Genomic DNA, 17,889 nt, shown 5'->3' with positions numbered 1-17,889 from the left:
AATCAATTTGATATTCACTTTCCCCTCGCTTTGGAGACCTCAAGGATGCAAATTGCACAAGGTACATTTTTAGTGACAGGCGGTGCTTCAGGTTTAGGTGGTGCGACAAGCCGTCACCTCGTTGCACAAGGTGCGAATGTTGTTATTGCGGATATTAATCGTGAAGGGCAAAAATTGGCCGCAGAGCTCGGCGAGCAAGCCAGTTTTATCTGTACTGATGTGACTTCAGAACAAGATGTACGTAACGCCGTGAATCTGGCTGTGGAAACTTATGGTCGTTTAGATGGCGTAGTGCACTGTGCAGGTATTGTAGTTGTGCAAAAGGTCCTTGATCGCGAAGGCAATCCTGGCGATTTAGAACAGTTTGCCCGCGGCATCAAAATCAATCTTGTTGGCACTTTTAACGTGAATCGCTTGGCTGCTGCGGCTATGGCTAAAAATCCTGCACAAGATTCAGGCAGCAAAGGCGTGATGATTAATGTCGCTTCAATCGCCGCTTTTGATGGTCAAGTGGGACAAGCCTCTTATTCAGGCTCCAAAGCTGGGGTTGTTGGTATGACGTTGCCCCTTGCGCGTGAACTTTCACGTCATGGCATTCGCGTGATGACCTTAGCACCTGGGGTCTTTGAGACACCTATGATGAGTGATATTCCCGACGAAGCCGTACAACAGCTTTCTGCTGCGGTTCCCTTTCCGAAACGTCTCGGTAAACCCGATGAGTTCGCTCGCTTGTGTGCGCACATTATCGAGAATGACTACCTCAATGGTGAAGTCATCCGCTTAGATGGTGCCATTCGTATGGTGTGATACCTGTGCCAATAAAAACCTCTCGCACAAAGAGGCTTTTGCTCTAGATGACCGATTGAGGAAATACGCATGGATTTAGCTTTAACCCAAGAACAAAGCATGATCCAAGAAACCGCGCGCCGCTTTGCTGAGGATGTCCTCGCACCGCGCGCTGCGGATTTGGATCGTACCCAAGATCTGCAAGTATTAAAAGATAACCTGAGCCAGTTGGCTGAATTAGGCTTTATGGGCCTGAATGTAGATGCAGATTACGGCGGCACGCAGGCAGGTGCAGTTGCCTTTAGCCTTGCCGTCACTGAGGTGGCGCGCGCGTGTGCTTCCACTGCGGTCACTATGTCTGTGACCAATATGGTAGGCGAAGTCATCCAAGCAATAGGTTCAGAAGCACAAAAGCAAACTTATCTGCCTAAATTATGTTCAGGCGAATATGCTGCAGGTAGCTTTTGTTTATCTGAGGCGGAAGCCGGTTCTGATCCTGCCAATATGAAAGCAACTGCAACCCGTGACGGTGACGCTTGGATACTCAATGGTGCCAAGCAGTGGATTTCTAGCGCGGAATATGCAGGTGTTTTTGTTGTCTGGGCAGTCACTGATAAACAAGCCCCAAAAGGCAAAGGGATTTCCTGCTTTTTAGTACCTGCAGATACCCCAGGCATTCGTATTGGTAAAGCCGAAGATAAAATGGGCCAGAAAGCCTCGGCAACGAATGAAGTAGTGTTCGAAAATTGCCGCATTCCCGCTGATGCCTTGATGGGTAAGGAAAATGATGGTTTCCGCATTGCAGTAGCCGAGTTAGCTGGTGGACGTATTGGTATTGGCTCTCTTGCTTTAGGTATTGGCCAAGCGGCGATGGATTATGCCCGTCAATATTTGCTAGAACGCAAACAATTTGCTCAGCCTTTGGCAAACTTCCAAGGATTGCAATGGATGTTAGCCGATGAGTACACGAATTTAGAAGCCGCCCGCATGTTGCTGATGAATGCCGCTTGGCGTAAACAATCCGGCTTAAGTTTTGCTAAAGAAGCCTCGATGGCGAAAGTTTTTGCCTCGGAAAAAGCCAATGCAGCCTGTTACACCGCACTACAGATGTTAGGCGGTAATGGATATATCAAGGAATATCCATTAGAGCGTTTTACACGCGATGCTCGCGTGACTTCTATTTATGAAGGTACTAGCGAAATTCAACGTGTCATTATTGCGCGTGAATTACTACGTGAAATTAGCTAGTGGGCACGTTTGATGTGTGTGAACTACTCGCAGCTAAAGCAGCGAGCTTCCAAGATAACGGCCTAAGCCGCTAACTTTTCTTTTTTGACGCTTCGTTGGACACTGCTAGTCGAGCTTTTGGCTCGGCTAGTCTTACGATTGCCTCCACGTCCACTATCTGACTTGAGTTGTAAAACCCCATCGTCAGACAACACGGTTCCAGTGTCTAAAATTAGATTTATAGCCCGTTTCTTAATGACCAATGATGCGTTGTTATCCGCATTGTCAGTATTGCCACAGTGACCGCACACAAATAATTCTTGTGATTTACGGTTGTCGGGGTGAGTGTGATCGCACTTAGCGCACTCCTGACTGGTATACGGGGCGGGAATTTTGAATACGGCTTTACCCGCTTGGTAAGCCTTGTATTGGGTGTAGGTTTCTATCATGTGCCAACCAACGTTTAGGATAGACTTGTTTAGTCCTGCCTTTTGCTTGGCTTTGTTCGATATGTATCGACCTTGCTCGTCCTTCCTAGCCTTTGGCTTGCGCGTCATGCGTGAGGTACTTAGTGCCTCGAAAACAATAACCTTTGCTTTGCAATCGACTAGTGAACGACTTGCCTTATGTGCGAAATCGTTACGGATGTTCGCCTTTTTTGCATGATGCGTGGCAATGCGATGCTTGGTTTTATTTCGGCGGCTTGAGCCTTTTTGCTGGCGTGCTAGCTTGCGTTGAAGTCGCTTAATGTAGCGGTCAGATTTGCTCATATGCTTCTTCTGGTTATCGCAGAAGTCGAACGTCATTGAGCCAGCATGAGCAGGAATCGCAACACCACGGTCTACGCCGATAGTGTATTCTTCCAAATACTCTTTGGTTGAGCCTTGCAGGAAGGCTAAGTGTTCAGCGTTGCTTAATAACTCTGACTCATCCTTTTCGTTCTCGTAGCAGAAAGACACATAATATTGACCACGTTCTTTACGCACATAAAGCGAATTCGGGATCTGGAACTTAGCATGTGCTTTAAACGACAAGTAGCCAATATTATTGGTCTTTGTACCGATAAATAGACGTAGGTTTCCATCTTCGCAACGGTCGAAACGAAATACCTCGCGAGTAAGGTAGAGACTACCGCGATCAGTTTTAGGTTTGCGCTTAGGTCGCCCACACGCACCTTTCATGAATTTTTGATAAGTCTGATACCAGTTAACCGCACTGTTGCGGATAATCTGGCTAGGACATTTGTATAGCCACGGCGTGAGCTCTTTGGATTTGAACTGAGAGGTTTTCTGATCAATCGGTGCATAAGTGCCAATCGGGTAATACTTCCTTGCAAAAGTGCGATAATACCTTTCCTCATCCACTTTGGCATTCCAAATGCTACGCGCACAGCCCATCCACTGGCTTAATACCAGCTTTTGGCCTGATGTAGGGTTAGCGCGTAGCTTGATGCCAGTGAGCACGGTGTTTCTCCTTTATTGATTTCTGTGCGAATGCTATTACACTGCGCTTACGGTTGTCAATCTAGTATGAGGTTGTTATGTACGAGTGGAGAACTGGTAGAAGCTGCCTTTTTAAGAATAACGCACATCTAGTGTTTGTTACTAAATACAGGCGCGGTGTGTTCACTAAAGAGATGTTGGATAGAACGAAAGAGATCATGGAAGAAACCTGTCAACAAATGGATTGCGAGCTTTTAGAGTTTGATGGTGAGCATAACCATATCCACATGGTGATCTCTATTCACCCAAAGGTGGCGGTGTCTAACCTCGTCAGCAAGCTAAAAGGGAAGTCGTCATACACGCTTAGACGTGAATACTGGGATCGCATTAAAACCATGCTTTGGGGTAATCACTTTTGGTCGCCTAGTTATTGTGTCGTGTCATGTGGTGGCGCGAGTTTGGATGTTGTTAAGCAGTACATCGAAAATCAAAATACACCGCCAAGTGAAAGAGCCGTTAAAACTTCTCGCGCTTTAAGTCAAATAAAAGACTAATGACCTCTTGCTTGACTCGCCCTTAAAAGGGCGAGATTGCGCAAGCTTAATGTTCAACCCAAATCCCGTGCCAATGCACGGGATTTTTTTGTCTCTGTGTTAAGGTCGCCTATCGGCCACACCTTGGGTAGAATAATGCCCTGGTTTTAATTCCACAGACGCTAGGGCATTATGGATACTATTTTTATTGAAGGCTTAAAGGTCACGACCTTGATCGGGGTGTATGATTGGGAACGTACTCATACCCAAGATTTACAAGTCGATATTGAGATCAACACAGATTTAACAACGGCTGCTCAGACCGATCAACTCACAGATACCTTGGATTATGCCGCAATTGCACAAGGCGTGCAGGCACTGGGCGCAAACAGCCAGTTTGAATTACTAGAAAGTTTAGCGCTTGCCATCATTGATAAGATCTTTACCTTCGAACACACGCCTATCCGTATTGAATCTATAAAAGTATGCATTCATAAGCTGGGGTTAGTGCCCGATACCCAAAGTGTAGGCGTGCGTTTAGTCCGCGAACGCGCACAGATTTTGGCCGCAACAAGGATTTAAAATGACACAAGTGTATTTAAGCTTGGGCACCAACCTACAACCTCAGCATCATTTACGCTGTGCCCTCGATGCTTTACATGCGCGTTTTGGTGAACTAGCGCTTTCGCCTGTCTATCAATGTGCGCCTGTGGGTGTCAGTGGTGCCGATTTTCTTAATCTAGTGGTTGGTTTGCATACCCAAGAGGCCATCTTTAGCCTATATAGCTACACCAAAGCGGTAGAAGCGTATTATCGACGTACGGAGCCCAAGCACACCAAGACTTATACACGCGCTTTAGATATTGATCTGCTCACCTATGGCGAGACTTGTGCCTATCAAGATGGACGCCAACTACCTTGCAAAACTATCTTACAATATGACTTTATCTTACGCCCCTTAGCAGATTTAGCTCCGCACGAGTATCTACCAGGTCAAGATGCCACTTATGCGCAACTCTGGCAAACCGATGCACATCCTGAGCAAAAGCTCCAGCAAATCGATTTTCATTGGCAACCTGCACACCTTTGGCCACAAGATCCCCAACTTATTGCTTATCTAGCTGAGCTAACCAAAGCGCCTGTATACACTTAAGCCTTGCCTGCTGTAAGGCATTTCCTAATGCGGCACCTTGATAACCTAACGCCTGTAATTGTTTAACCTGAATCGCTTGTGCTTGTTGATAACTGTTTTGTAGCTGATCGAGTATTTGCGGATGATCGGCCCATAAAACGCGCATCCAAGCCAAATATTGCTGGAATCTTAACGGCTTGCGCCATGCGTCTACATGATTTAAACAAGCAAAAGCCCAGTCTGCACCTGCATGCGCTTTCAGCGCTGTTTTAGGTAAGGTTAAATCCGCAAAAGTTTGCAGAGTATAGGTATAAAACCACTGGCTATGCAGGGCAAATTGGCGAATATGCTTGGGTACCTTTAGCCTTTCTTGTACCTGCTGCCATGCGGGTTCCGGCATACACAAACCGAGGCCAGCCCATAAAGCGGCTAGATGCTGCGCCTGGTCGCGACCATAGGCTTGTGCTTGAGTCGGTAGCACATGCAAAAAATCGGTATAGCGCTGCAAAGCAGTTAGATCAAGCTCGGGCCAGTAAAGCGCTTGCGCATCCACTTGCGCTAATACTTGAAAATATACCTCTGGCGAAGGACTTAACAAGGCTTTGCAGGTTTCCTTCCAGACACGTTCTTGGGCAAGGTGTGCCAACTCACCTTGTGCGACTAAAGCTCGCATCAAAGCCAGAGTTTCCGGTGCGATTGTAAATCCTAAATGTGCATATCGAGCGGCAAAGCGTGCCACTCTTAATACGCGCAAAGGATCTTCAATAAAAGCTTCTGAGACATGGCGCAAAATCCCTGCCTGCAAATCTGCATAGCCTTGATAAGGGTCGATTAACTTGCCTGTATCACTCAGTGCCATAGCATTAATAGTTAAATCGCGACGCTGCAAATCCTGTTCTAGAGAAACATCTGGTGCAGCATAACAAGTAAACCCATGATAACCATGACCTTGCTTACGTTCCGTACGTGCTAGTGCGTATTCCTCCTTCGTTTTAGGGTGCAAAAAAACTGGAAAATCTCGGCCAACCGCTTGATAACCTTGTGCAATTAAGGCTTCCGGTGTCCCACCAACGACCACCCAATCACGCTCCTGTACTGCTAACCCTAATAATTGATCGCGTACAGCACCGCCAACCAAGTAAACTTGCATAGCACCCCCTAAAAATTAATTTTTTCTATCCATGGCCGTTAAATAAAGACTTATCAAGAAATCCAGATACACTAGCATTTTGGATGTCGACATCGAACTTGCCCCCCGTAGCCCATAAGACGGGGTATTTCACGACATCCCCATAAGCTTTTGGTATAGTGCCTGCAAAACCGCGCGCTTTTTATACCTGATTTTATTGAAGTCTGCTTGCTTGCACCTGCAAAGATTACTGAAGGAGTTTAACCTATGAAGCCAACCTTGCTTGCTGCTGCTGTTATTTCCAGTGCCTTAGTACTGAGCGGTTGTGCAGGAACGACCGTAGTTCACAACCAAGCCACCGCGAATGCTGTTGCCAATGTGCATGATCTAAAACTTATGTATCCTGATCCTGTCGTGGTCCGTGTGACAGGCTATGGTGCACCTTCCAATAATGCGCGTTTAAATACGACTCAAAAACAACTCCTAGCCATGCGGGCATCTAAGCTCGATGCTTACCGCTCTTTAGCAGAACGTGTTTATGGTATTCGCTTGCAAGGTAACTCAACTGTAGAAAATATGGCCAGCCGCAGCGATGTGTTCCGTGGTTATGTCGATAGTATCATTCGCGGTGCCAAAGTTTTAGAAGTCAATGAGTTACGCGGTGGCAGTTATGAAACTGTGATGGAATTAGTCTTAGAACCAGCCACGCGTTATTGCTTAGATCACTTTGTGACCACAACAGGCATACAGGCACACCCTTACTGTATGCGCACCAGCGTACATGGTGAAATGCCACAACAACGTGGCGTTATTTATGATTCCGCCGTTGCCACGCCTATGGGATCAACCACGGTTATTTCTCCTGCGACTGTGACAGGACGCACCAGTGGCCATTACGCGGTGGAATAAGTCTTTATCACTAACCCCTTAAGGGGGTTAGTTGTTTACCTTGATCAAGTTTTCCTCAAGAGACCTGCCTATGCGTAATTTCATTCGTCTTTGCAGTGCTGTGGTGCTGTGTTTTTCTGTATTGGTGAGCCTGCCTGCACATGCAATTTGGATCGAAGCGACAGGCAGCGCCATGATTCAACATCAAGATTTGATTAGCGCACGCCGTGCTGCAATTCGTGATGCGATTGCCCAAGCGACCTTACAAGGAAGTGCTTCTGTTTCTAGTCATCAGCGGATGCAAGATGGTGCTGTTTCCGTCGATAATTTAAGCGTGAGCTCTGAAGGACGCGTACGCAATTTAGAAGTACTCCATGAGCAAGTGCGTGGTAATGTCCTTTATTTAAGCATCCGTGCCGAAGTGGTAGAAAGTGACTCTTGCGGGGGTGAGTTTAGTAATGGCTATCAACGCAGTGTCGCAATTAGCAGCTTCCATTTAGATCAACCCGCGCAAGCTAGCATGGGGGGGTTAGCGGATGTCATCCAAAGCTTACCACGTGAATTAATCCGTAGAATGGAAAATAAAAAACACCTGCGCGTTTTAGATGCGGTGCGCTTTCAGGTACAACCCGATCCTGAAAGCATGCCGACACACATCAACCGCCAAAACCAGCTGACAGATGTATTAGAAGTCGCTACCCAAATGGGCACCCAATATGTGATTTCTGGCGCGATTCGTTCTATGGCGATGGTCAATCCTCGGTTAGCACAAGAACGTCCGCGTTTGCCCGGCTTAATTGAGTCCATTCGTTATGATGAGGAACGTTTTTTACGTGAATTCAAGCTCGATTTGTACATTTATGAGGGCTTTAGTGGCGCTTTAGTTGGCCAGCGCCAATATAAACTGACCGGCCATTGGCTGGAAGATCGCACGTTAAAAACTGGCTTTGCTACGCCCGGTTTTTGGGGTAGTGAGTATGGTCTAAAAATCGATCAGCTCCTCGATTTAGTAGCTATGGATGCACACCAACTGCTCGGTTGCCAACCTTTTATGACCCGTATTTTACGCACACAAGAAAAAAACTTGTATCTGGAAGCAGGTTCCAGTTCTGGATTACAGCCTGGCGATACCCTCAGCTTGTATCGTATTAGCACCTTCTTTGATGCACAACAACGCGCTTATCGCGAAATGGAAAGCGTAGATATGGTCGTCACTTTGAAAAAAGTGCAGCCGAATTTTTCTGTTGGAGAAATCCCTGCTTTACCTGTGAGCATGAATATTCAGCAAGGTGATATTGTGGTGGCTTGGTAAATATTTTCCCCCTTAAGGGCTAGCTTTAAGGGGAAATACCTTTTATAATATGCCGCGATTCAATCAGGGCCTATAGCTCAGTTGGTTAGAGCAGGGGACTCATAATCCCTTGGTCGTAGGTTCAAGTCCTACTGGGCCCACCATCAAGGTCGTTAGTGCCTTCCTAAGCGTGTATTGTTTACGCTACCTTCTTTGCGATTGCTTATTTCAGTTTTCTATCTTATGCAGGCTTCTTGAAAGACCTGAATAACTATCTTGAGTCCGTATCCTACTTGATCGCTCGGGTGGCCATCCTATCAATAGACCTCTATTGCTCTTCTCTTTATCCAGATTGTTGGTCTTTGCCTTGCAAGTGCCCACTTCGTCAGAGCAGTTAAGGACTCGCGTGTCTTTTCCTAGGTCGGAATGTTATTCTTGTGTTTTCAGTAAAATGCTTTTGCCAAGCCCCTAGGATATGAGTATGCCTCGCTCTTTTACCCCTATATCTCTTGCGCCTGTGCTCGTATTTGATTCTGGTATGGGTGGCTTAAGTATTGTCCAAAGCTTACGTCATGCGTGTCCTCAGCTCGAAATTAACTATGTTGCTGATAATGCTGCTTGCCCTTATGGACTTAAGGATGATGCTTGGTTAATCGAGCGTATTTTGAGCGTTTTACATACTTGCTTGGCACAAGCCCCCGCAAGTGCTCTCGTCCTTGCCTGTAATACCGCCAGCACTCTAGTTTTAGAGCAACTAAGAGCCGTGCTCGCTGTGCCCATTATTGGTGTAGTGCCTGCTATTAAACCTGCTGCCCAAATCAGTCAAAATCGCTGTTTCGCCTTACTAGCAACACCAGCGACGATTCGTCGCCCCTATACAGATGCTTTAATAGCAAGTTTTGCCGCTGACTGTGAAGTGGTACGCTTAGGTGCTGCGGATTTAGTTCCCTTGGCAGAAGCCAAGTTAGCTGGTCACCCAATCAAGCCTCAGGCATTAATGCAAAGTTTACAGCCTTTATTATTGCATCCGCATTTAGATACAGTCGTACTCGGATGTACACATTTTCCTTTATTATTAAGTGAGCTCAGCAGCCTAGCCCCTCATTGGCAATGGGTCGATTCTGGGGCAGCGGTGGCACGACGCACGTTAGAAGTGTTAGCTTTGCACTATACTTATCCACAAATCCCTATGCAAAAAGGTGGGCATGTCTGGTTCACCGACACCCAATCCGGACAGGCACGTGCACAGTTAGCGGCCTGTTCGCAAGCCTATGCATTACATCTGCATCACCACTTAATCCCTGAAGTTACTTTGGATTCCCTAGAATCAAGTTTCTAGGTTTTTTAATCGAGGTTTGTTTGTGAGTCTACCCCAAGTCGATCCTACACAATATCCACAACTGCTTGCTGACAAAGCACAAGCACTCCAACAGCATTTTGCGCTCTTTTCTCCTCCTGAGTTAGAGATTTTTCCGTCAGAACCCAGCCATTACAGAATGCGTGCAGAATTTCGTCTTTGGCACCAAGATGAAGACTTGTACTATGTGATGTTTGATACAGACAACATGGATGCACGCGGTAAACCCGCACGGGTCCGTATGGATACTTACTCTGTCGCAAATCAGCTTATTAATCGCTTAATGCCCGCGTTACTAGATGCCATCCGCCACTGGCCACAGTTGCGTCATAAACTATTTCAAGTCGAGTTTTTAACTAGTACCACAGATCAGGCCGTGATTAGCCTAATTTATCACCGCCAGCTCGATGATACTTGGGAAGAAGCTGCCCATGCACTGCGCCAACAGTTAGCGCCTTTAGCTACTGAACTACATTTAATTGGGCGCGCGCGCAAGCAAAAAAAAGTGGTGACACAAGATTATGTGATTGAAAAATTTGTTGTGGCAGGGCGTACTTTACAATATCAGCAAGTGGAAACTACTTTTACCCAGCCAAATGCCAGCGTGTGCCAACACATGTTAAGTTGGGCACAGGAAGTCACTCAAGGGTTAACTGGGGATTTACTAGAATTGTATTGTGGTAATGCCAATTTTAGTCTTGCACTGGCAGAGAATTTCCCACGGATACTCGCCACAGAAATATCCAAAACCTCTGTAAAATCTGCTGCCTATAATTTAGAGCTTAACCAAATAGCCAATCTACAAGTAGCACCTATCTCAAGTGAAACCCTAGCACAAGCTTTAGCAGGCGAGTTAGCAGAAAGCCGTAAGATTCAGGCCTTGAAATTAGCAGATTACCAATTTTCGACTGTTTTGGTCGATCCACCGCGTGCTGGCTTGGATGAAGCGACCTTGCAGCAGGTTTCTAGCTATAAAAATTTACTCTATATTTCTTGTAACCCAGAAACCCTAGCGGCTAACTTGCACACGTTAACGCGCACACATGTCATTAAGCGTTGGGCATTTTTTGATCAATTTCCCTACACGCACCATGCTGAAATCGGCGTTTTTTTACAGCCTAGATAAAATTCAGGCACAGAAAAAGGGCGACATATTTGCCGCCCATATTTCGTCCATTGCCTCTCCCCAGCTAAGCATCCATCCTAGACACTGTCCTTATTTTTACGTGGTGTCTTGTCCTTGATTGGCTTCCTAGCGCAAACACCCCTTGGCTCTCCTTGATGCTTATCCTAAGCTTACTTTCATCCTGAAAGTCTTTCCCTTCCTTTGAGCTTCCTTTGCTTTCCCTAAACACATCTTCCTGATGAAAAACGCGTCCTTCGCTTTGTGCTCCCTGTGATACTCCTTGCACTTTAGTGACATCCTGTCGCTTGTGTACCCTACTCTATTATCCAATAGCTCCTTGGTGCGTGTCCTTACTTGGGTATCCTTACACCCTTGACATCCTATCTATCCTTAGTATTCTTCCTTTTTGATCCCTGCCTTTTTACTTCCCTCAACCCGCATCCTAATCTAGGTTTTTTCCTTAAGGGCTTTTGCCTTTCCGTGTCCTTGTGTCCCTGCCCATGACTTAATACTAGGAGACTTCTCCCTAGACTGCAAGGGGGTGATATTTGGGTTTACCACCTTTCATGTATAAAAAAATAGATTAAAAATCAAAGTCTTGCTGTTTTTAACCTACAAAATACAGGTTTTTAATACTGCTTCTACTGCTGTTCGCACACACCCCTTGTATGCAATTGCGTACAAGGGGTGTCCCACTTTTGTTGAGTTAATAGGATTAAAGGCTAGTAATACCCCCCATATAAGGATGCAAGGCTTCAGGAATAAGCACGCTGCCATCGGCTTGCTGGTAGTTTTCTAAGATCGCAAGTAGGGTGCGTCCAACGGCTAGACCAGAACCATTAAGCGTATGCACTAGTTCGGGTTTACCCGTTTCAGGATTGCGGAAACGGGCTTGCATACGGCGTGCTTGGAAGGCTTCACAGTTAGAAATAGAAGAAATTTCTCGGTAGGTATTCTGGCTAGGTAACCAAACTTCAATATCATAGGTTTTCGCAGCAGAGAACCCCATATCCCCAGTACATAAGGCAACCACACGATAAGGCAAGCCCAAAGTTTGTAGGATGGTTTCTGCATGGCCAAGCATCTCTTCCAAGGCCGCATAGGAATGTTCAGGATGTACAATTTGCACCATTTCTACTTTTTCAAATTGGTGCTGACGAATCATGCCACGGGTATCACGCCCGTGTGAACCGGCCTCGCTACGAAAGCAAGGTGTATGCGCAGTCAGGCGCAAAGGTAGGCTGGCTGCTTCAAGAATTTCGCCCCGTACTAGATTTGTCACAGGCACTTCTGCAGTAGGAATCAGATAATATTCTTGTTCGCCCTGCAGTTTAAATAAATCTTCCTCAAATTTAGGCAGTTGTCCAGTGCCCTGCAAAGAGTCACGATTTACCATATAAGGGGCATAAATTTCCTGATAACCATGTTGTTGTGTGTGCGTGTCCAACATAAATTGGATCAGTGCACGATGCAGGCGGGCCAAACCACCACGCATCACGGCAAATCGTGCCCCTGTAATTTTGCTCGCCGCTTCAAAGTCCAATCCTTGAAAGCCTTGTCCTAAATCCACATGATCTTTTACTGCAAAATCAAAGGTGGGAATCTCTTTCCAACGCTTTACTTCTAGATTATCCGCTTCATTACGGCCTTGGGGCACAGACGCATGCGGAATATTAGGCAAACCAAGTAAGAGGTCGCTGAGATCTTCTTGTAGTTGATTTAAAGCTTGTTTGGCTTGGTCTAATCTTGTGCCTAAATCACTGACTTCAGCCAGTAAGGGCGCAATATCTTGTCCAGCTGCTTTGGCCTGACCAATCGCTTTAGAGCGTGTGTTACGCTCATTTTGCAAACTTTCCGTTTGGGTTTGCAATTGGCGACGCTGTTCTTCTAACGCATTAAAAGCAGCAATATCTAATTGAAAGCCGCGCGTACTCAAAGCTTGAGCCACACTTTGAATATCTTGACGCAAGAGCTTGGCATCTAACATAAAAATCCTTAATAATTTTGCGATTAAATAAGAGGAAAAAAATTACATAGCAAAACACCAACGGCCTAGGCCAATCCCCAAGGCAAGACTGCCTAAACCTAAGATCAGGCTTGTGCCCATATAGAGGAGGGCGAATGACCAACCTTGATGTTGTGCTAATTGTAAACTTTCTAATGCGAAGGTGGAAAAAGTGGTGAAAGCCCCCACAAATCCCGTCATACAAACGGCTTGCCAATGTGGGGCCGTTTTTAAGAACTCCACCAGCCAAACAAACAAAAAACCGAGCAAGAAGCAGCCTAATACATTGACGCTTAAGGTTCCCCACGGGAAGGCACGCCCTAGGTGCCCACTCACCCAAGCAACCCCTGCATAACGTGCTAAAGCGCCAAAAGCACCACCCAAGGCAACGGCCCACCAATATTGCATGCTAGGTTTCTCACTCTGTAGTTAGGCTTTGCGGCTGTGGTGGACTTTCTGCCTGTAAAGCACGAATCACCTCGGTATTTTCTGGAATCTGGAATTCAAACTGGCTAGGATCAAGCTCAGGATTGAGGTGTACTCGATCTAAATCAATCCGAGTTTGTTGCCCTAAGGTATCTGCAAAGGTCAGTTGGTCAAGCACCCCATCGACAAAACGAACTTGCAAATGGGTAAATAAGTTAGTCTCAGTCAAGGGGACCAATTGGAACATTTGCACTGCTTTGGCTGTGCCACCGAGTTGACTTACCTGATAGTGGCGACTGAGCTGCTCAAAATTACCAAGTAACACAGCAATTGGGGTTTTATGGGCTTGTTCATCCAAAGTATGCAAACTGACCTGCTCAAGATCTGGGTCATACACCCAAAGTTGCTGACCATTACTTACAATTTCCTGCGGAAAAGGGGCCAACGTTTGCCAATAAAAATAATGTGGGCGCTCCAAAGCTAAATAACCACTGACTTGCTGTATTTGAGTGCCTCTGGCATTTAAAATCTGCTGAGTAAAATGCGCACTGAGCGCGTGCATTTTTGTCAGATGTTGATGCAGGGCTTGAGCATCTCGGTTCGCAGCTTGTAGGCTACCTAACGTACTAAGGAGCATAAACAAAAGCCCAGCAGTAACCTGACATAAAGCCTTTAGGCGTATCATAAATTAAGATCCTTTTGATGAGTACGAATCAGGCGGATCATAAGGCGTATAAGCCTCATGGCTAGGGTATTGATGCGCAAGTTCATGCTGAAGTTCTTGGCGCTCTTGTTCCAACTCATACCATTGGCCTTGAATCAGGTTCCAGATGCTCACCAAAGCAAAGCCAATTTCATCCATGACCCTAAACCAAGACACGCCTGTTAACAGCACCCAACCAGCCAGCAAGGCAATAAAAAATAACAAGGTTACCCCCCAAGTACCAAGCAAAGGCCACAAGAACTGCAACAGGCTTTCACCCAACAAACCACCTGAATTAAAAGGAAAATTATTGGGCGTATGATACAAATATAATGCGGATAATGCACAAGCAGCCAATAAGATAGCCACGGCACCAAAGACCTGTAAAGCCAGCATGAGAGGATCAAAATCCGTATGACGCATCGGCATTAAAGCTAACCAAATACCCCACCAGATCAGCAGAAAAACGCCCATATAAGCGCCATAACCTAAGACACTTAAAAGCACATCTGCCAACCAAGCACCTGTCATACCCAGCCAATTTTCTACTTGGGTGAATTCGTTGACATGTGTCCATCCAGGATCTTGTGCAGAAAAACTGAGTAAGGCTGTCAACACATAAGTCGCGCAAGCAAACAAGGCAAGGGCAGCCAACAAAGGCACACCATGCGCCATATGACGCCTGAGCCAACGTAAAGCGTAAATGAGTCCTGTGTAAAGACGTACACCTAGGGACACGTGAAATCACCTATTACAAAGATCAATGGGAAAGGGACGAACATTCTAGTTTAGAGTATTTGTTGCTCAGCATTAAAGGCTTATCGGCGCAACTTCTGTTCACATCAGCACACGCTGTGTTCCTCCTAAGCTTGTGATGCGCTTTAATATAGCTTAAAGTAATGTAATTATTATTTTTTATTCCTTTAGGGGCTAAAAATGAAATTACAGCAGTTACGTTACATTTGGGAAGTTGCCCACCATGATCTCAATGTCTCTGCAACAGCACAAAGCTTATTCACCTCTCAACCTGGGATTAGTAAGCAAATTCGTCTTCTAGAAGATGAACTCGGCGTTGAAGTCTTTGCACGCAGTGGTAAACATCTCACACGGATCACCCCAGCTGGACAAGCCATTATCGAGTTAGCCGGCGAAGTGCTGCGTAAAGTGGAGACGATTAAAAAAGTAGCGCAAGAGTTTAGCGATGAGAAACGTGGCAGCTTATCCATTGCCACCACACATACCCAGGCGCGTTATGTACTCCCACCGGTCATCCAGCAATTCATTCGTAAATACCCAGAAGTTTCCTTGCATATGAAGCAAGGCACCCCAATGCAGATTGCCCAAATGGTGGTTGAAGGAGCGGCAGACTTTGCCATTGCTACCGAAGCTATCGCCCTTTTTAATGACCTCATTATGCTGCCTTGTTATCGCTGGAATCGTTGTATTCTCGTACCCAAAGGCCATCCTCTAGCACAAAAAGAGCTCACTTTAGCTAATTTGGCCAAATACCCCATAGTCACTTATGTGGCTGGTTTTACAGGGCGCTCCAAGCTAGATGATGCTTTTAAATCACAAGGGCTCACACCGAAAGTGGTGTTTACTGCGGCGGACTCAGATGTGATAAAAACCTATGTACGTCTTGGTGTTGGCGTAGGTATTGTGGCACGTATGGCGGTCGATGAAGATAAGGAACCCGATTTGGTCGCTTTGGATGCCAGCCATTTGTTTGAATCGAGTATCACCCGAATTGGGATCCGTCGTGGGACTTTTATGCGCGGCTATATGTATGATTTTGTACAAAAAACAGCCGCGCACCTCACACCAGAAGTGGTTGACCGTGCCCTTGCGTGTGCCAATCGGCAAGAAGTGGAAGCCTTATTTGCCCAGCAAAGGTTGCCTGAATACTAGAGGCCAGTGTACTGCAAAGCGTATACTTGTTGCCCTCTCACAAAAGATCACATCAACCACCAAGGAAAGCGGATATGACCTCTGTAGACACCCTAATGCAACCTGATGCCCAAGGTTTTTTTGGCCCATATGGCGGGCAAGCCGTCCCTGAGCATCTAAAAAAAATTATGGATGAAATCGCCCAAGCCTATGTGGAAATTAGCCAAACTCAAGCCTATCAGGATGAATTAGCCGAGTTATATCAATATTATGTGGGCCGTCCCAGCCCTATTTATTTTGCTAAACGCCTGAGTGCGCATTGTGGCGGTGCACGTATTTACTTAAAACGTGAAGATTTAAACCACACAGGTGCCCATAAAATTAATCATTGTTTAGGTGAAGCGCTTTTAGCTAAGCATATGGGCAAAACCAAAGTCATTGCCGAAACGGGTGCAGGCCAACATGGTGTGGCTTTGGCGACCGCTTGTGCTTTGGTCGGTTTACCTTGTGAAATTCATATGGGTGCGGTCGATATTGCTAAAGAGCATCCTAATGTCACCAAAATGAAAATTCTCGGTGCCCGCCTGATTAGTGTGACTCGTGGCACCCAAACCTTAAAAGATGCAGTCGATAGTGCCTTTGAAGCTTATCTAGAAGACCCACAAAACTTTATCTATGCCATAGGTTCTGTCGTCGGTCCGCACCCTTTCCCCATGATGGTACGCGATTTCCAATCCATTATTGGTCGTGAAGCGCGCACACAATTCCCACAACTCACCGGCCGCCAACCAGATTATGTAGCCGCTTGCGTGGGTGGTGGTTCCAATGCGATGGGGATTTTCTCCGGTTTTCTCGACCTGCCCGAAGTGAAGTTAGTCGGTGTTGAACCTGCCGGTCGGGGCTTTGCGATCGGTGATCATGCCGCGACTTTAAGCTATGGCCAACCCGGTACCATGCATGGTTTCCATTCCTATATGCTGCAAGATCCCCAAGGCGAGCCGCTACCAGTGCATTCGATTGCTTCTGGATTAGATTACCCTTCTGTAGGGCCCCAGCATAGTTATCTCAAAGATTTAGGCCGTGCAGAATATCATGCGGTGGATGATCAAGCTTGTTTAGATGCCTTTATTAAACTCTCGCGTATTGAAGGCATTATTCCAGCGCTAGAATCCGCGCATGCACTGGCTTGGGCCATGCAAAAAGCGCCAGAACTGGATGCAGATGCTTGTATTTTAGTGAACTTATCTGGTCGTGGCGACAAGGATGCTGATTTTGTCGCTGAACAGCTTGGCCTCTAGTTAGTCTTTATATTTCAATTAATTAGGCTCGGTTTTCTCCGAGCCTTGCTATTTGCTAGCAGATTGCGCAAGATGACAGACGATGACAATAACAACTCAACAGGATGTGAACTATGCGTATTTATGCGGAGCGTTCTTTACTGCTGGTAATCGATATCCAGCAAGCGCTAACCCCTGCCATTCACCAAATTAGCGAAGTGGTCAACCATACACGCTGGTTGATCCAAATTGCCCGCGAACTGGACATTCCAGTACGAGCGACCGAGCAATATCCACAAGGTTTAGGTGCCACAGTTACGCCCGTGGCTTCCTTATTACAAACCCAAGAAATTTGGCAAAAAGAACACTTTAGTGCCTTGTATGAACAGCAGATTGAAGACGGACTGGCACAACTAGGACGTCAACAAATTATTCTGGTGGGCACGGAAACCCATGTGTGTGTTCTGCAAACCGCCCTTTCCCTTTTAGAGAAGGGTTATCAAGTTTTTTTAGTTGAGGAAGCTTTAGGCTCTCGACGACAAACAGATAAACAAGCGGCCATGACACGTTTACGTCAAGCCGGTGCCGTGATTGTCACTCGTGAGATGGTGGCATTTGAGTGGTTACACAAATCACGTACAGAAATTTTCCGCAAAATTAGTAAAAATTATATTCGCTAG

At 46.2% G+C, this 17,889-nt stretch carries 18 protein-coding genes and 1 tRNA gene; 13 read left to right on the top strand and 6 right to left on the bottom strand.

Translation table 11 applies throughout. From position 1 onward, the window contains the following. Positions 1–45 precede the first annotated feature (45 nt). Together BMX05_RS05815 and BMX05_RS05810 are read left to right on the top strand one after the other, a co-directional pair. Complete coding sequence (locus tag BMX05_RS05815) at positions 46–807, top strand: SDR family NAD(P)-dependent oxidoreductase (RefSeq protein WP_093309024.1); 762 nt, start codon at positions 46–48, stop codon at positions 805–807. A gap of 69 nt (positions 808–876) precedes the next feature. Next, on the top strand, positions 877–2,034 hold the full coding sequence (locus tag BMX05_RS05810; RefSeq protein WP_093309023.1) for an acyl-CoA dehydrogenase family protein: 1,158 nt from the start codon (positions 877–879) through the stop codon (positions 2,032–2,034). A 62-nt stretch (positions 2,035–2,096) separates the two neighbouring features. Here BMX05_RS05810 and BMX05_RS05805 read toward each other — a convergent pair whose 3' ends face one another. Beyond that, complete coding sequence (locus BMX05_RS05805) at positions 2,097–3,476, bottom strand: RNA-guided endonuclease InsQ/TnpB family protein (protein WP_093309022.1); 1,380 nt, start codon at positions 3,474–3,476, stop codon at positions 2,097–2,099. A gap of 77 nt (positions 3,477–3,553) precedes the next feature. Here BMX05_RS05805 and tnpA point away from each other — a divergent pair, with 77 nt between their 5' ends. The 3 genes from tnpA to folK all read left to right on the top strand — a co-directional run bounded on the left by tnpA (position 3,554) and on the right by folK (position 5,141). Beyond that, positions 3,554–4,009, top strand: coding sequence for an IS200/IS605 family transposase (tnpA, locus tag BMX05_RS05800; RefSeq protein WP_093309021.1), 456 nt, complete (start codon positions 3,554–3,556; stop codon positions 4,007–4,009). Between the two features lie 171 nt (positions 4,010–4,180). Then, positions 4,181–4,570: a dihydroneopterin aldolase gene (folB, locus tag BMX05_RS05795; RefSeq protein ID WP_093309020.1), complete on the top strand. Its 390-nt coding sequence runs from the start codon at positions 4,181–4,183 to the stop codon at positions 4,568–4,570. A gap of 1 nt (position 4,571) precedes the next feature. Beyond that, complete coding sequence (gene folK / locus BMX05_RS05790; RefSeq protein WP_093309019.1) at positions 4,572–5,141, top strand: 2-amino-4-hydroxy-6-hydroxymethyldihydropteridine diphosphokinase; 570 nt, start codon at positions 4,572–4,574, stop codon at positions 5,139–5,141. On the opposite strand, the gene BMX05_RS05785 is transcribed toward folK, so the two are convergent. Further along, on the bottom strand, positions 5,095–6,270 hold the full coding sequence (locus tag BMX05_RS05785; RefSeq protein WP_093309018.1) for a tRNA nucleotidyltransferase/poly(A) polymerase-related protein: 1,176 nt from the start codon (positions 6,268–6,270) through the stop codon (positions 5,095–5,097). The two genes, folK and BMX05_RS05785, sit on opposite strands and share 47 nt — an antisense overlap. A 246-nt stretch (positions 6,271–6,516) precedes the next feature. Here BMX05_RS05785 and BMX05_RS05780 point away from each other — a divergent pair, with 246 nt between their 5' ends. The 5 genes from BMX05_RS05780 (at position 6,517) to trmA (ending at position 10,911) form a co-directional block, all read left to right on the top strand. Then, entirely contained in the window at positions 6,517–7,158 is a 642-nt protein-coding gene (locus BMX05_RS05780; protein WP_093309017.1) for an LPP20 family lipoprotein, read from the top strand. A 70-nt stretch (positions 7,159–7,228) separates the two neighbouring features. Next, a complete protein-coding gene (locus tag BMX05_RS05775) occupies positions 7,229–8,449 on the top strand; it encodes a flagellar assembly protein T N-terminal domain-containing protein (protein WP_093309016.1) in 1,221 nt (406 codons plus the stop codon). Positions 8,450–8,515: 66 nt separating this feature from the next. Then, positions 8,516–8,592: transfer RNA gene (locus tag BMX05_RS05770), tRNA-Ile, on the top strand. Between the two features lie 317 nt (positions 8,593–8,909). Next, a complete protein-coding gene (murI, locus tag BMX05_RS05765; RefSeq protein ID WP_177166807.1) occupies positions 8,910–9,767 on the top strand; it encodes a glutamate racemase in 858 nt (285 codons plus the stop codon). A 22-nt stretch (positions 9,768–9,789) separates the two neighbouring features. Beyond that, positions 9,790–10,911 (top strand): tRNA (uridine(54)-C5)-methyltransferase TrmA, encoded by a 1,122-nt coding sequence (gene trmA, locus BMX05_RS05760; RefSeq protein ID WP_093309014.1) that lies wholly within the window; start codon positions 9,790–9,792, stop codon positions 10,909–10,911. Between the two features lie 715 nt (positions 10,912–11,626). Here the strand turns inward: trmA and serS are convergent. Genes serS through BMX05_RS05735 form a run of 4 tightly spaced genes read right to left on the bottom strand, consistent with a single transcriptional unit; the run spans position 11,627 to position 14,783 of the window. Further along, a complete protein-coding gene (gene serS, locus BMX05_RS05750; RefSeq protein ID WP_093309012.1) occupies positions 11,627–12,898 on the bottom strand; it encodes a serine--tRNA ligase in 1,272 nt (423 codons plus the stop codon). Between the two features lie 42 nt (positions 12,899–12,940). Then, the gene (gene crcB, locus BMX05_RS05745; protein WP_093309011.1) at positions 12,941–13,324 is read right to left on the bottom strand and encodes a fluoride efflux transporter CrcB; all 384 of its coding nucleotides are present in this window, start codon (positions 13,322–13,324) and stop codon (positions 12,941–12,943) included. A 10-nt stretch (positions 13,325–13,334) separates the two neighbouring features. Then, positions 13,335–14,027, bottom strand: a complete 693-nt coding sequence (lolA, locus tag BMX05_RS05740; protein WP_093309010.1) for an outer membrane lipoprotein periplasmic chaperone LolA — start codon at positions 14,025–14,027, stop codon at positions 13,335–13,337. A 3-nt stretch (positions 14,028–14,030) separates the two neighbouring features. Beyond that, positions 14,031–14,783 (bottom strand): DNA translocase FtsK 4TM domain-containing protein, encoded by a 753-nt coding sequence (locus BMX05_RS05735; RefSeq protein WP_093309009.1) that lies wholly within the window; start codon positions 14,781–14,783, stop codon positions 14,031–14,033. Positions 14,784–14,981: 198 nt separating this feature from the next. Between BMX05_RS05735 and cysB the strand changes: the two genes are divergently transcribed. From cysB to BMX05_RS05720, 3 genes are all read left to right on the top strand, one after another. Further along, positions 14,982–15,953, top strand: coding sequence for an HTH-type transcriptional regulator CysB (gene cysB / locus BMX05_RS05730; RefSeq protein ID WP_093309008.1), 972 nt, complete (start codon positions 14,982–14,984; stop codon positions 15,951–15,953). Between the two features lie 74 nt (positions 15,954–16,027). Further along, on the top strand, positions 16,028–17,230 hold the full coding sequence (gene trpB, locus BMX05_RS05725; protein WP_093309007.1) for a tryptophan synthase subunit beta: 1,203 nt from the start codon (positions 16,028–16,030) through the stop codon (positions 17,228–17,230). A 113-nt stretch (positions 17,231–17,343) separates the two neighbouring features. After that, positions 17,344–17,889, top strand: a complete 546-nt coding sequence (locus BMX05_RS05720) for a hydrolase (RefSeq protein WP_093309006.1) — start codon at positions 17,344–17,346, stop codon at positions 17,887–17,889.

The sequence above is a fragment of the Allopseudospirillum japonicum genome, assembly GCF_900108915.1.
In the GTDB taxonomy this organism is placed as follows: domain Bacteria; phylum Pseudomonadota; class Gammaproteobacteria; order Pseudomonadales; family Halomonadaceae; genus Pseudospirillum; species Pseudospirillum japonicum.
This window is presented reverse-complemented; position numbering and strand designations above follow the sequence as displayed.